Annotated in this window: 12 protein-coding genes; 5 read left to right on the top strand and 7 right to left on the bottom strand. The window is 53.6% G+C overall.

From position 1 onward, the window contains the following. Nucleotides 1-131: 131 nt before the first annotated feature. Nucleotides 132-371, bottom strand: coding sequence for a DUF433 domain-containing protein (locus ACVWZ1_RS13490; protein ID WP_457503684.1), 240 nt, complete (start codon nucleotides 369-371; stop codon nucleotides 132-134). A gap of 52 nt (nucleotides 372-423) precedes the next feature. Here ACVWZ1_RS13490 and ACVWZ1_RS13485 point away from each other — a divergent pair, with 52 nt between their 5' ends. After that, nucleotides 424-3,210, top strand: a complete 2,787-nt coding sequence (locus tag ACVWZ1_RS13485; protein ID WP_457503683.1) for an anti-phage-associated DUF1156 domain-containing protein — start codon at nucleotides 424-426, stop codon at nucleotides 3,208-3,210. A 21-nt stretch (nucleotides 3,211-3,231) separates the two neighbouring features. On the opposite strand, the gene ACVWZ1_RS13480 is transcribed toward ACVWZ1_RS13485, so the two are convergent. Further along, nucleotides 3,232-3,681, bottom strand: coding sequence for a HEPN domain-containing protein (locus tag ACVWZ1_RS13480; protein WP_414398902.1), 450 nt, complete (start codon nucleotides 3,679-3,681; stop codon nucleotides 3,232-3,234). Beyond that, nucleotides 3,641-4,156, bottom strand: coding sequence for a nucleotidyltransferase domain-containing protein (locus ACVWZ1_RS13475; RefSeq protein WP_457385760.1), 516 nt, complete (start codon nucleotides 4,154-4,156; stop codon nucleotides 3,641-3,643). The genes ACVWZ1_RS13480 and ACVWZ1_RS13475 overlap by 41 nt, the downstream gene beginning before the upstream one ends. Before the next feature lie 102 nt (nucleotides 4,157-4,258). Here ACVWZ1_RS13475 and ACVWZ1_RS13470 point away from each other — a divergent pair, with 102 nt between their 5' ends. Further along, nucleotides 4,259-6,970 carry a phospholipase D-like domain-containing anti-phage protein gene (locus ACVWZ1_RS13470; RefSeq protein WP_457503681.1) on the top strand — a complete coding sequence of 904 codons (2,712 nt, stop codon included), beginning with the start codon at nucleotides 4,259-4,261 and terminating at the stop codon, nucleotides 6,968-6,970. Nucleotides 6,971-7,064: 94 nt separating this feature from the next. Here ACVWZ1_RS13470 and ACVWZ1_RS13465 read toward each other — a convergent pair whose 3' ends face one another. Beyond that, a complete protein-coding gene (locus ACVWZ1_RS13465) occupies nucleotides 7,065-7,679 on the bottom strand; it encodes a Uma2 family endonuclease (RefSeq protein ID WP_457503680.1) in 615 nt (204 codons plus the stop codon). 194 nt (nucleotides 7,680-7,873) lie between these two features. Continuing rightward, entirely contained in the window at nucleotides 7,874-8,488 is a 615-nt protein-coding gene (locus ACVWZ1_RS13460; protein ID WP_414357404.1) for a Uma2 family endonuclease, read from the bottom strand. A gap of 362 nt (nucleotides 8,489-8,850) precedes the next feature. Here ACVWZ1_RS13460 and ACVWZ1_RS13455 point away from each other — a divergent pair, with 362 nt between their 5' ends. The 3 genes from ACVWZ1_RS13455 to rsmD are packed head-to-tail and all read left to right on the top strand — an operon-like array spanning nucleotide 8,851 to nucleotide 11,106. Then, a complete protein-coding gene (locus tag ACVWZ1_RS13455; protein WP_457503678.1) occupies nucleotides 8,851-9,618 on the top strand; it encodes a HEAT repeat domain-containing protein in 768 nt (255 codons plus the stop codon). Nucleotides 9,619-9,657: 39 nt separating this feature from the next. Continuing rightward, the gene (locus tag ACVWZ1_RS13450; RefSeq protein ID WP_457503677.1) at nucleotides 9,658-10,545 is read left to right on the top strand and encodes a Sll0314/Alr1548 family TPR repeat-containing protein; all 888 of its coding nucleotides are present in this window, start codon (nucleotides 9,658-9,660) and stop codon (nucleotides 10,543-10,545) included. A gap of 9 nt (nucleotides 10,546-10,554) precedes the next feature. Next, nucleotides 10,555-11,106, top strand: coding sequence for a 16S rRNA (guanine(966)-N(2))-methyltransferase RsmD (rsmD, locus tag ACVWZ1_RS13445; protein WP_457503675.1), 552 nt, complete (start codon nucleotides 10,555-10,557; stop codon nucleotides 11,104-11,106). On the opposite strand, the gene ACVWZ1_RS13440 is transcribed toward rsmD, so the two are convergent. Together ACVWZ1_RS13440 and glgA are read right to left on the bottom strand one after the other, a co-directional pair. Next, on the bottom strand, nucleotides 11,103-11,723 hold the full coding sequence (locus tag ACVWZ1_RS13440; RefSeq protein WP_457503674.1) for a hypothetical protein: 621 nt from the start codon (nucleotides 11,721-11,723) through the stop codon (nucleotides 11,103-11,105). The genes rsmD and ACVWZ1_RS13440 overlap by 4 nt on opposite strands. Nucleotides 11,724-11,768: 45 nt before the next feature. After that, on the bottom strand, nucleotides 11,769-13,283 hold the full coding sequence (gene glgA, locus ACVWZ1_RS13435; RefSeq protein WP_414357397.1) for a glycogen synthase GlgA: 1,515 nt from the start codon (nucleotides 13,281-13,283) through the stop codon (nucleotides 11,769-11,771). Between the last annotated feature and the right edge of the window lie 351 nt (nucleotides 13,284-13,634).

Genomic DNA, 13,634 nt, shown 5'->3' with positions numbered 1-13,634 from the left:
TGAAGACTTCTTTACTACTGATCAATCCATCCTCCTTCCGAAGTTGGTTTGCTAAGTGCTGCTATTGTACCCCTTGAGTCCTTAACAGGCTGTACTTAAGCGTGGAAAATTTTCATTGACGAGAAATTGCATCAACTAACTTTATCTGAAAAACTGTAGAAGTTCATTTCACGCATACATTCTTGGATATAGCTAAGCATAGCCCTAAGTGCTTCTGGAGTCAGCGTAGGGTAGTTTTCCAAAATCTGCTTTTCCGTCCAGCCTGCCGAAAATAGCCCCAAAATAAATTCCACCGATAGGCGACTTCCTCTGAAAACTGGCTTACCCAGGAGAATATCGGGATCCGAATGAATATAGTCTTCCCAGTTCACGGCTTAGGGCCCTAAGAGCTACCATGATCGATGGTATCGCCGGAGATCTCCCTTGTCCATCATCCCCCTTGCTTGGAAAGATAAGCCGAGTTTGATCGAGCGGCTCTTGCCTGCCCAAAAAATCAGCGCCGAAGCCCAAAAGGAACGCAAAGCTGGGGCTGGCCAAACCCTCACGGCGTTGGGGAGCTATTGGAAAGGGCGCAAACCTCTGATCCTGGCCAAAGCTTGCGTATTGGGGGCATTGCTACCTGCAACGGATAACCCCGAAGCCGATCTGGAAGTGTTTGAGTTGCTGATGGGCATTGCTGACAGCAGTTTGGAACGCCGTCTGAAATCGCAACGGGATAAACCCAAATTGGCACAAGGCTCTTACCTCGAAAAACTGGAACTCTGCAAACGCCCGGAAGAATGCGACGATGCCACCCTCTACGGCCCCATTTGGGATCGGGTGAACCAACATTTGGGGACAAATGCCCACAGCTTTCCGGAATTGGTGGAGCAACTGGGGATCTTGCGGTTTGGCCATCGCCCACGAGTAGGGGATACCTTTTGCGGGAGCGGTCAAATCCCCTTTGAGGCGGCAAGGCTGGGATGCGATGTCTATGCCAGCGACCTCAATCCCATTGCCTGTATGCTCACTTGGGGAGCGCTGAATATCGTGGGAGCCGATGAAGCCACCCGTCGGGAAATTGAAGCAGCCCAAAAAGCAGTGGCTGAGGCGGTGGATCGGGAAATTACTGCTCTAGGCATTGAGCATGATGAGCACGGCAACCGCGCCAAAGCCTACCTATACTGCCTAGAAACCCGTTGCCCCCACACCGGCTGGATGGTGCCAATGGCTCCCAGTTGGGTGATCAGCAAAACCCGCAATGTGGTGGCCAAGTTAATCCCCAATTACGACCAAAAACGTTTTGAAATTGAAATTGTATCCGGGGTCAGCGAAGCGGAAATGAAAGCCGCTGCCAAGGGCACGGTGCAGAAAGGCGATTTGGTGTATGTGCTGGATGGGGAAGAATACCGCACACCCATTAAGACCATTCGTGGGGATTACCGCCTTCCCGATGGCACCACCGGCAACAAATTGCGCCGCTGGGAAAAACACGATTTTATGCCCCGCCCCGACGATATTTTTCAGGAACGGCTGTATTGCATTCAGTGGATCACCGCCGAAACATTGGGCAAGAGCCGTCAAGAAACCTTTTTCGCCAGCGTCACCCCCGCCGACCTAGAACGAGAGCGCAAAGTAGAGCAAATCGTTAGAGAAAACCTCGCCGCTTGGCAAGAAGCTGGACTGGTACCCGATATGCCGATTGAACCTGGAGAAAAAACCGATGAGCCGATTCGTACGCGGGGCTGGACTTATTGGCATCATTTGTTTAACGCACGGCAGTTATTGATAGCGAGGCTAATTAAAGCATATTCAATTCCATCAAATTTTATACTGTTTTCATATCTGCTGAATTATTTCTCGAGATTATGTGTTTGGGATGTATCAAGAGATAATATACAGAACACTTTTTACAATCAAGCTCTCAATACAAGCTGGAACTATGGTTGTAGGGCTACGGTATTAGCGATAAAGTTTTTAGTCATGGATTTTCCTTCTTCTATTTGCCTGCATGAAAAAACTACTCTATGTGAAAGTGCTTTATACACGAGTTCCTATAACCATATTTTCATCACCGATCCCCCCTATGCCGATGCAATTCATTACCACGAGATCACCGAGTTTTTTATTGCGTGGTTGCGAAAGAATCCGCCCAAAGAATTTGCCGATTGGGTGTGGGACAGTCGCAGAGCTTTAGCCATTCAGGGCAAGGGGGAAAAGTTTCGGCAGGACATGATTGCCGCCTATACTGCCTTGGCAAACCACATGCCCGACAACGGCTTGCAAATTGTGATGTTCACCCATCAGGATGCCGAAGTGTGGTCGGATATGGCCAGCATCATGTGGGGGGCGGGCTTGCAAGTTACAGCCGCTTGGTACATTGCCACCGAAACCACTTCTGAACTCAAAAAGGGCGGTTATGTGCAAGGCACGGTGTTGCTGGTGGCGCGTAAGCGGTTGCAAGATACTTCTGCCTATCGGGATGAGCTGGTGGAAGAGGTGCGGCAAGAAGTTGCCCATCAGATTGAAACCATGGTGGGGCTAAATCAAAGCACCCAAGGCAAGGGGCGCACCGAAAACCTGTTTGAAGATGCCGATTTGCAAATGGCAGGTTATGCGGCAGCGTTGCGGGTATTGACGGGCTACCGGCGCATTGATGGACAGGATATGGTGGCAGCAGCCCTGCGCCCCCGACCCAAAGGCGAAAGAGATATCGTTCGGGAAATTATTGATTATGCCGTGCAGGTTGCCAATGAGCATCTTGTACCTGAAGGCATCGCGCAGGGGGTGTGGGAGGGGTGCTGTGGTGCAGAGCGCTTTTATCTGAAAATGATGGAACTGGAAGCGGTAGGGCTGAAGAAGCTGGACAACTACCAAAACTTTGCCAAGGCATTTCGAGTTGGCGACTATGGCGAATTGATGGCCTCTCAGCAGCCCAACAATGCCCGACTCAAAAATGCTCTAGACTTCAAGAAGAGCAGCTTTGAGGGCGAATTTGGCCGCTCAGCACTGCGAGCCGTTTTGTTTGCTCTCTACGAACTGCAGAAAGAGGCGGATAGCGATGAGGTGATGGAACACCTGCGGTCTTTGGTGCCCAACTACCACATGCGCCGGGATGATTTGGTGGCTTTTTGTCAATACATTGCCCGCAAGCGAGAACACCGCTATCCAGAAGAGTCCTCAGCCGCCGGGATCTTGCTCGCCCTTATCAGAAATGAACGCTTGGGTTGAAGAAGAAGTTATAGGATTAACTCACTCACAAGTTGTATTGTCAGGGCTTCCTTCAAGCTCAGCATCTGAGTTAAAGTATTTCTCAACAATCGACTTTATTTGGTTAACATAAGCTATAGCCTTGTCCGCATTTTTTTGTTTGTAGTATTCCAAGGGGACAATATCTACAGCTCCATAAAAAGCCAACTCCCTATCTTTGCGCATCTCAAATGATATGTTTTCCAGCAAGGCTATTTCCTCGTCAGAAAGCTCTGGGAACCGTTCTCTATTTTCTGCTACTTGGCCACCAGGGTCATGGGTTTTGCCGTAGTTTATTCCCTTAATGATTAGGCAAGCTTTGATGAATAACTCAATGATTTCTTGGCACATCCGAACTACATCAGCGTAATCGCCAACCTCATAGAAGAATGACAACGCTTGGATGCGATAATTAGCCCTTTGATAGTAGTCTCTTGCTAATTTCTTTCTCATCGTTATTCACCCAATAGGGGATCCCCCGGCATACTTTATACGTAATTAAACTGTCACAGATGAGTTGATTGACTATATCCCTGATCTGCGTGATGCAGTTCTGCTTTTCATAGATGATGTGGTGATTGGTAGCCACTTCATAAGTCAAGCTGGCTGGCCTGCATAGCTCTGTGGGCTTTAGCAAGATAAAGTTTATCTCCAAGCCAAGAAGTTTTTCTAGATCCCTGCAGGTAGGAAGCAGTAAGTCATCTCTGCTTCTGCAATCGGGTATATTCTCTGCAATTACTAATAAATCGAGGTCAGAGCCGTGAACCCATGAATCATTGGCGCGGGATCCATAGACAACAATAGCCCACAGATCCGAGCCAAAGACGGATTGAATTTTCTCTTGAATAAGCCGCGCTTGTGCTTCGGATATTCCTATGCTGCGCTTCTCTCTGCCCTGAAAGCCTGCAGACTCTTGTACGGTTGACATGGCTACCTTGCGCTGATCAGCTTATTCTGCAAAGACGCTGCTTGCGCCTTCGGCTGCTCATTCTAAGGCTAGAGTATTGTTACAATTTTACCCCAGCCCGCCATGTCCAGCACTTCTTTCCTACGCCGTTTCAGTTCCCGCCAGCAGCGGCTCAGCCATGTCTTTCTCAAAGATCGCCTGGCAAAGGCACGCACCTACAAGCGCATTGCTGGGTACTTTCGCTCTTCTATTTTTGAATTGGTGACTGAAGAGATTACACACATCGAGCAGGTGCAGATCGTCTGTAACAGCGACTTGGATCCCTGGGATATTGCCATCGGCAAAGCTTCCCGCCAGGCCAGAGAAATGGCGCTCAAAGAAAAATGGAACGAAGAGAAAGGAGAATTGATCACCAGCCTATTACAGCGCCCCCGCTACCGTCAACTTTACGAAATCCTCAAAAGCGGCAAAGTGGAAGTGCGAGTGGTGTCAGCCGCAGATGCCCCCTTTCTCCACGGCAAAGCAGGTGTTATTGAGGCAAGAGATGGCACCAAATCTGCTTTTATCGGCAGCCTCAACGAAACGCGGCAGGGATGGCAAGAGCATTACGAAATTGTCTGGGAAGACCAGTCGCCAGAAGGGGTTGCTTGGGTCGAAGCGGAGTTTCAGTACCTGTGGGAACGGAGTGTTCCTCTGCCAGAAGCGATTGTGGAAGAGGTGGGGCGATTATCTCGCAAGGTAGAGGTATTTCTTCAAGACTTGCAACCTGTCGATGTTCCTGGAGCCGCATTGGTGGAAGCCCCTCTCTATCGCCGGGGTGAGGTTCTCAAACCATGGCAGCAGTCGTTTGTGGAAATGTTCCTGGAACACCGAGAGCTGTATGGTGCAGTGCGACTCATTCTGGCAGATGAAGTGGGGCTGGGTAAAACCTTGTCTTTGGCGGTTGCGGCGATGGTGGCGTGCCTTTTGGAAGATGGGCCAGCCTTAATTCTTTGTCCGGCTACCCTCTGCCAGCAGTGGCAAGTGGAACTCAAAGATAAACTGGGCATTCCCTCTGCTGTGTGGCTCTCCAACCGCAAGGTATGGCAAGATGCCAATGGGCACATCATCAAAACCAAGGGTGCTGAAGGTATTGGCCGTTGCCCCTATCAAATTGGTATTGTTTCTACGGGTCTCATCTTTCACAATGCCCCCGAAGCCCAATGCCTTTTGGAACGACGCTTTGGCACGATTGTCCTGGATGAGGCCCACCGCGCCCGCTGTACCCGTGGTGTCACGGTAAGGGATCCCAAACCCAACAATCTCTTGGACTTTATGGGCAAGGCGGCCACCCAGTCCAAGCACGTCCTTTTGGGCACAGCCACCCCCATCCAAACCCATGTTGAGGAACTGTGGGATCTGCTGGGAGTGCTCAACAGCGGTGCCGAGCATGTGTTGGGACGACGGCATCAGCAGTTGTGGCAGCAGACGCAAAGGATCCTGCCCATCTTGACAGGACAACAAGCAGTGACCGACGAGCATTTTGCCTGGAATTTGCTCCGCAATCCTCTGCCGCCATCTGTTGAGGATCCCTTGTTTGACCACATCCGCAGCGATCTGAAGCTCTTCAAAGGTCAACACTTCACAGATAAGCCCCTGACGGAATTGGAGGACTTCACCCGCCAAGAACTGCGAGATGCCCTGGAAGAGCGCCAACAGGGGCTGACTTTTTTCCAGCGACACAACCCAATTCTGCGCCATACCGTATTGCGAAAACGCTCTACCTTGGAAGAATTGGGCTTGCTTGAGCGGATTGCCGTCGATATTTGGCCGAGCGAGGGAGAGCAATTGCCCATGTTCTGTGGGCTGGGTTTGCTCACTTCTCCCGAATTTGATGTGGCCTATGAAGCTGCCCAAGATTTTGCTAGGGCTTTGAGACAGCGTACCCAATCCGCTGGGTTTATGAAAAGCATCATGCAAAGCCGGATCTGCTCCAGTATTGCCAGCGGCCTATCTACGGCTCAGAAACTACTGGAAAAGCGGCGTTTTTTTGAGGAGGACGGAGAAGAAGATTGGCTGTTAGACAACCTTCCAGAGATTTTAGAGGCAGAATATGCCCATTTGGAGCGCATTGTTAGCGTCTTGAGCCAAAAGAGCACGGATCCCAAACTCGATGCCGTCCTCTATTTCCTACAGGAACGACACTGGCTGGACTTGGGATGCATCATTTTCAGCCAGTATTTTGATACCGCCCATTGGGTGGCCAACAACCTGAGCCAACGTCTGCCTCAAGAAAGTGTGGCTCTCTATGCAGGCGCCCACAAGTCGGGTTTGTTTTTTGCCGGAGAATGGCGGAGCGCAGAGCGGGAAGATATCAAGAGAGCCGTGCGAGAGCGTACCATTCGGCTGGTGGTGGCCACCGATGCTGCTTGTGAAGGTCTGAATCTCCAAACTTTGGGCACGCTGATCAACATTGATCTCCCTTGGAATCCTTCCCGCCTAGAGCAGCGCATCGGGCGGATCAAGCGCTTTGGTCAGACCCGCGACCGTGTGGACATGCTCAACCTGGTGTACCACGGTACCCACGACGAAAAGGTATACGAGATGCTTTCTCAGCGGATGAAAGATCGCTACGACTTGTTCGGTTCTTTGCCCGATACTATCGAAGATGAGTGGATTGAGAATATCGAAACTCTGGAGGCCAAATTGCAGGAGTTTACAGAGCGCAAGAAACAGGCCAACGCTTTTGAGCTGCGCTACGCAAGCACAGTTGAACCCAAAGGCCCAAGATGGGAGACCTGCGAAAAGGTGTTGTCCCGTCGGGATATTGTGGAACGTCTTTCAGAAGGGTGGTAGCCATATATCAGCCAATTCGATATGCTTCTGCCAATGGGCTGGAAAAAGTTGCCTCTGACCACGAGTTAATACGGGCGGAAGTGACTTGACCATGCTAGGCTCCAGCCCGAAAAATCTGCTCAGCCGTGAGGTTTAATTCAGGGAAAACTTTAGAGCGAATCCGGTCATTGCCCCGAAATAATTGCGCCTGATATTCCTCATTGACCAGTTGGAAAACCGAGATTGTGGGAACCTTCGGCTCGCCAATGTACCGACGACCCCCCAACGCTTGGTAGTCAACGATCCAGTATTCGGCAATACCTAACGTCTCGTAGTCACTCAGCTTATGCCAGTAGTCATCTCGCCAGTTGTTGCTGCTAATTTCAATGACAAGAGGAATAGAGGTTCCGTGGATGAGCGTCGAGGATTTCTGCCACAGGGGTTCTCTGGCCAAGGCAGTACGGTCAATCACCACCCCATCAGGAGCGTAGGCAGTATCGCCTTCCGGCGCCTTGATCAAGGTGTCCCGACCTAGAAAATAGTTGAGGTTGCACCTGCGGATTTCTAATGCCAATTCGATGGCAAGAAAACCACTGATTTCATCATGTTTCCCTGTGGGTTGCATCTCAACCGCAACTCCGTTGTGTAGTTCGTATCGTCTGTTAGGTTTCCACTCCAGAAACTCAGCAAAAGTCATTGGCTTAGAAGACACAGCATAGGTAGCAGTCATAGTTTTTCCTCCCTTGAATGAGTTAAAACGCCCTAGATACTTCTGCAAACATTGTCGCCCATCTCATCCTTTAATAGTCTTTTATGGCATAGCCGTGTAACCCTAGCCAGAGCCGGATGTAGATATCTAGCAGAATCACTTCAGGCATTCCCAACTTGCCTCATCTACGTTTCAAGTGGGGGAGTAGGTTCTTGTCAGGAGCGTGTTGCATTTGAATCTTGCTCTAATTCAATATCACCGTAAATGTCTGCCAGGGAAAAAGTGATGTTGACAGATGGCAGCGTAACAACATCATCCAGGGCATGGTAGTCCCTGAAGATCCACTCGACATTTCCCTGGCGGCGGTAGTGTTCTACACTGATTCGAGCTTGGTCAATTAGCAGATACTCCTGTAAAGTTGGGAGAGAGCGATAGGCAGCAAACTTCGCTCCTCTATCGTAGCTTTCGGTGGCAGGCGAGAGCACTTCCACAATTAAGATAGGGTTAGTGACAGTATCCTTGCGCCCTTCTTTAAGCTGAACTGGGTTTTGGATCACCATACCATCGGGATAGACATATTGTTCGAAGGCAGGTATGTAAAGTCTGAGATCACTAGAAAAAACAGAAAAACCCTTGCCTCTTAGCTTAAGCCAAAGTAGGGCATTGACACTGGTAATCAGTTGGCTATGAATGGGTGTGCCGCCAGTTATCTCAATAATTTCCCCATTGCGAAATTCACGGCGGATCCCGCCTGTGGCCTCTGATTCAGCTTCCAGGGCAAAGTATTCCTCTGAAGTGTGGGTTTTACGGGGGGCGAGGGCAGTGGTCATGGCATCTCCTCAGGCAGCGGCAGAATGGCTCAAACGGTCAGTCGGGTGTCGAGAAGCTCGACGCGGTGGCCTTCGGGTTCTCTCGGTCGCAAGTGCAGCCAACCTCTCTGTATCCTTCGTCGGCCTCTCCATGATGAGAGGTATCCTGCGATTCTGGGGTAAAGACCGGTGGTGGGGAGCCGACGCTTTTGTTATCCTGTCGCATAAGCTCCCCCTCTGGGATCCCAGGGGAAAGTGGGCCAACCTTGCCTGACACTGAACGCCAGCACAGCCCGCATAATGTTCCCGCACAATGTCCTGCACAATGTTGTGTCAGCAAGACTTGGTTCTCGATGGCAGGTTTGCAGAGAGGACGTGACCTGATGTTTACTTGGCTCTGGACGAAACAATTTTCTCGCTTGAATCAAAGGCTACAGAGCCTAGAGGTAGCCCGCGAGGAAAACCTTCTGTCTCCCGATCTGAGCGCCCAAACTCTGCAGGTGGCCCCCGACTTTTGGGAACGGCAGCACCAAGCCTTTGTCTATGTGGATAAGCAAATGCGAAGGCTCAGCCGTCGCAGCAAGATTTGGGGAGGAATGGCGCTGCTGGCCATTCTGGCCGATGCGGCTTTGATAGTGGCAGGTCTGGCAGCGTTTCAGTCTTGGCAGCAGGTGCAGGCGGATCGCCAATTAACTCGCATTGCCCAACAGGTTGCGGCTGTCGATCCTGTGCAGCGAGCTTTTGAGGATCTGGTGGCTCAATTGCCCCAGATGAGCGGGGCAGAGCGATATCGTGCCCTAGAGGCGTTGCAGGCTCTCTCGGCCATCTCGATGGCGCACGGCGGCTATTCCTACGACGGTTCTGCGGGCATTTCCATGTACAGCTCTGTTTTCCCAGCGGCAGCAACCCCTCTTGAGGCTCAACTGCAAACCATTTACCGGTTGGGGCAAATGCGGGTGGTGGAGGCGGTGCCGGCTTTGCTGACCAAGCTTGCGGACGATGAACCGGTGGTGCGGGAGGCGGCAGCCCGTGCCCTCGGCCAAATCGGGGATCCGCGCGCCTTGGATCCCTTGCACGATCTTCTGGCCTATGAGCCCAATGAGTTGGTTCAAGATGCGGCTATTGCTTCGATTGCGCAACTGCTGCGCTAAAGGGAAAGTTAGACAGGGGTGGGGGTTGAGGCAGTGGGGATGAGTATCGGCAAAATGAGCAGGCTGGGCAAACTGCTGGGGGTGCTCTGTTGGATGTGGGGATCCGCTCTGCCGGTTTGGGCGCAGGATCCCTTCCGCAGCGGGGACAATGCCCGCCCCATCAGCCCAGAGGTAGCCGCAGCTTTTGAAGAGTTCTTCTGTGCAGGCCGCTACAGCCAGAGCCGGGAAAAGCTGGAAATGGCCAAGAAAGCCTCTCCCGAAGAGCCGATGGTCTATGCCCTGTTGGCGGCGCTGGCTTATCAGGAGGGAGACCTGGAAGCATTTGCCCAGTTGGCCACTCAAACCCGACAGGTGGCCGCCGAGTTGAAAAAGACGGATCCCCTGCGTGGCAACCTTTATGAGGGCGTGGGCTACGGGCTAGAGGCAGCCAACACTGTGGTGCGAGATGGGGTGGTCATCGGTTTGCCCAAGGCTCTGCCCACCCTCAATCAATTGTTTGCCTCCATCCGGGCCGCCCAGGCAGTGGACAGCAGCGATCCGGAGCTCAATCTGCTCAACGGCTACATGGATTTGCTGCTGACCTACCGGGAGAAGGCTCTAAATCAGTTTCGGATGGCAGCTCCTGACTATCTGTCCTACCGCGGCCAAGCTCTGGCCTACCGGGATATGCAGCGCTTTGACGAGGCGCTGGAGGCGGTGGATCGAGCCATTGCTGCTTCTTGCAGCAACCCCGAGCTTTACTACCTCAAGGCGCAAATTCTGGTTTCCAAAGGGCAAGACCGAGAGGCCGTCCCCCTTTTCGATCAGGCCCTGCAAGCTTCCGCCCAACTGCCCCAACCTTTGGTGGAGCAAATCCAGATGGAGCGGGATCGCGCCGCCCAGCGCAGTGGGTTGACCGGCCAGTTGCCGGCCACGCCTAGCCCCTGAAGGGATCCCATGAGCCTGCGCATCAGCGGCAAACGAGCGCTGCAAACTCCTACTGGCTTGGGCACCCGACCCACCCCTGGCCGGGTGAGGCAGGCCTTGTTCAACATCTTGCAAGGGCAGGTAGAAGGCTGTCGCTGGCTGGATCTGTGCTGTGGGGCCGGTACGGTGGGAGCAGAAGCCCTGTGTCAGGGGGCCGCTTTTGTGGCCGGGATCGAGATTGCCGCCCCTGCCTGCCGCATCATCCGAGCCAACTGGGCCAAGGTGGCGCAGCCGGGGCAATCTTTCCAGGTCATTCAGGGGGATGCCCGCAAGCTGCTCAGCCGCGGCCTGAACTTGGAGCCATTTGATTACGTGTACTTTGCTCCTCCCTACGAGGCCGGTCTGTACGCCCCGCTCCTGCCCCTGATCCCGCCCTTGCTCAAGCCAGGCGGAACCTTGATCGTCGAGCATCGCAGCGGCCAGAAGCTACCAGACCAGGTGGGATCCCTGCTGCGCTTTGACCAACGAACCTATGGGCAAACGGCGCTGGCTTTCTATCGCCATCTGGAAGAGCAGCTCTAACTGGGAAAGGGGGTGCTGACAAAGCCGATTTCCAAGAGCTGCTGATAGGCTTGGGTGCCCAGCTCGCGGGTTGGGCCCTGGCTGTTGATGACCTGGATCAGCCAGCCCACAGCCTCTTCCGGTCGCCCGGCGGCGCGATAGACCACGGCCAAATCGTAGGCGGCTTGATCCCGGGCTTGGGCGGCAACACGGGCCAGCTCCCGCTGTTCTTCGGAGATGCGGTTTTGGATCCCGGCGAAGGCGCGGGAGAGATCTTGGTGGTAGTTGGAGCGCTGGTTGTAGGCGTTGAACACCTGTTGCAGCAGCTCGACAGCCTGGTCGTAGTTTTGCGCTTGGATGGCGGCATCGGCTTCGGCGGCCAGTTGTTCGGCTCGCAACGCGCTGAGGGCGCTGCTGGGTTGCTCTAGAGCGCGAAACTGCTGCGGATTGGGAATAAGCTGCTGTCCGGCAGGGAGCTGCTGAGCGGTGGCCCAGAAGGTGGAGCCCACGCTCAAGATGAGGCCGAGTAATACGCCGAAAACCAACCGCGCCCAAGAACGGCGCAGAAGGCTAAGTCCCTGGGCGATGGCGTCCTGGCGACAGCCTTGGGAAGCAACAGCGGGACGTCGTCCAATCATGTGCGGGTAACCCCCAAAACCTCTCTTGACCCGTTCCACTTTACCCTACTCCTCGGGTCTTTGCTGCAGCTCAGGGATCCCTTTGGAGCGAGGCTGGGAGGAGATGGGCTTCTTGAGCTTAGGCGGGGAGGGGTTTTCCGGCAGCAGCGGTAGGTTGAGAATCAGCTCATACATGCGCAGGTATTCCAGCGCTGAGCGGTGCCAACTGAAATCGCTGGCCATGCCCCGCTTCTGCAGCGCTTGCCAGGTTTCTTTGTGCTGGAAGGCTTCCCAAGCCCGCGCCAGACAGGTGTAAAAGTCCAGGGCTTCGTAGCGGTCAAAGCAGTAGCCGGTGCCGATCCCCTTGCTGGGGATGTGGTGGCTGACCGTATCCACCAGCCCCCCCGTGCGGCGGACGATGGGCACACACCCATAGCGCATGGCGATCATTTGGCTGATGCCACAAGGTTCAAAGCGGCTGGGCATCAAAAACGCATCTGCCCCCCCGTAGATCAACTGGGCCAGCTTGGGTTGGTAGCCTTTTTGGTAGGCCATTTTGCCCGGGTGCCGCTCGGCCATCTCCCGGATCCGCCCTTCGTAGTAGGCTTCGCCGCTGCCTCCCAGCAAAACAAATTGCGCGTCGCTGTAGGCCAAAAAGCGATCCAAGGCTTGGATGAGCAAGTCGATCCCTTTTTGCTCCACCAAACGGGCCACCATGCCCATCAGGAAGGTATCTGGGTTAACGGTCAAGCCCAACTTGGCCTGTAGCGTGGCTTTGTTGGTCGCCCGCCCGCTGAGATCATCGATGCTGAAATTGGCCTCTAGGTCTGGGTCGGTGCGGGGATCAAACCTATCGATGTCGATCCCATTCAAAATTCCTCGCAACCGTTCCCCTTTCCAGGCCAACAAGTCCTGCAGTCCTTCCCCATGCAGAGGGGTGCGAATTTCCATCGCATAGGTGGGCGAGACGGTATTCACTTGGTCGGCGTAGAGGATCCCGGCAGCCATGGTGTTGTGGGCAGAAAAATACCAGGGCAGCCAGGTCATGCGCTCCAGTTGCCAGCGCCAGGGCCCTTGGTAGGCCAGGTTGTGGATGGTGAACACCGTGCCAATATCGGGAGCTTGGTGCATCCAGGCCGGGATCATGCCGGTGTGCCAATCGTGGCAGTGGATGATGTTGGGTTTCCAGGGGTAGTAAGTCCAGGCAAATTCGGCTACGGCGTTGGCAAAAAAGGTGAAGCGCCAGAACTCGTCCTCGCCGTAGTAGATGCGGTGGGGAGCAAAGCAGTAGTGGCTGACCAAGTAGAGGGGCACATCGGTGCCGGGCAAAACGCTTTCGTAAATATCGGCCACCTGACCCATGACCTGTTTAGACCAGATGGGATCTTTCGAGCGGGGGTATTGCCCCGGTTCCTGGCCGAACTTGTCCCAGAGAAAGCCATACAGAGGCATGATGATGCGGACATCCTGACCCAGCTTGCGCAAAACGACAGGCAGGGATCCCACCACATCCGCCATGCCCCCCACCTTGGCCAAAGGTGCTGCCTCTGCCGCTGCGAACAAAATCTTGGCTTGAACCACGATGCCCTCCCTGTTGTTGTGGGCTCCGCTCCGCCGCCGTGAACGGATCCCGGCTCAGTTGCCCTCAGCCAAAACCCTTCCCATCCTAAAACACAAGGGATCCCTGCGCCGGATGAGCTGAGGCAGCGCCTCATCTTGAGGTTATGTTGCAACTTATTGATTTTTCGTAAGATGGAAGGACAGTGTTGCTCAGAACTGTTGTGGGCGCTGCTGTATTGCACTTTATTTGTCGTCATTGTTCTGGAGATATCGTCCTATGACCATAGCGGTAGGGCGCGTGCGTCAGGAGCGAGGATGGTTCGACATCGTCGATGACTGGCTCAAGCGCGACAGATTCGTGTTCATCGGCTG

This window comes from Thermostichus sp. MS-CIW-25 (genome assembly GCF_054060015.1).
The sequence above is the reverse complement of the archived record's forward strand: the minus strand, read 5'-3'. Positions and strand labels throughout refer to the sequence as shown.

Coding starts and splice junctions, on each gene's coding strand:
- ACVWZ1_RS13480 (WP_414398902.1), bottom strand. CDS start 3,681: ATGAGAAAGAAATTAGCAAGAGACTACTATCAAAGGGCTAATTATCGC.
- ACVWZ1_RS13475 (WP_457385760.1), bottom strand. CDS start 4,156: ATGTCAACCGTACAAGAGTCTGCAGGCTTTCAGGGCAGAGAGAAGCGC.
- ACVWZ1_RS13470 (WP_457503681.1), top strand. CDS start 4,259: ATGTCCAGCACTTCTTTCCTACGCCGTTTCAGTTCCCGCCAGCAGCGG.
- ACVWZ1_RS13465 (WP_457503680.1), bottom strand. CDS start 7,679: ATGACTGCTACCTATGCTGTGTCTTCTAAGCCAATGACTTTTGCTGAG.
- ACVWZ1_RS13460 (WP_414357404.1), bottom strand. CDS start 8,488: ATGACCACTGCCCTCGCCCCCCGTAAAACCCACACTTCAGAGGAATAC.
- ACVWZ1_RS13455 (WP_457503678.1), top strand. CDS start 8,851: ATGTTTACTTGGCTCTGGACGAAACAATTTTCTCGCTTGAATCAAAGG.
- ACVWZ1_RS13450 (WP_457503677.1), top strand. CDS start 9,658: ATGAGTATCGGCAAAATGAGCAGGCTGGGCAAACTGCTGGGGGTGCTC.
- rsmD (WP_457503675.1), top strand. CDS start 10,555: ATGAGCCTGCGCATCAGCGGCAAACGAGCGCTGCAAACTCCTACTGGC.
- ACVWZ1_RS13440 (WP_457503674.1), bottom strand. CDS start 11,723: ATGATTGGACGACGTCCCGCTGTTGCTTCCCAAGGCTGTCGCCAGGAC.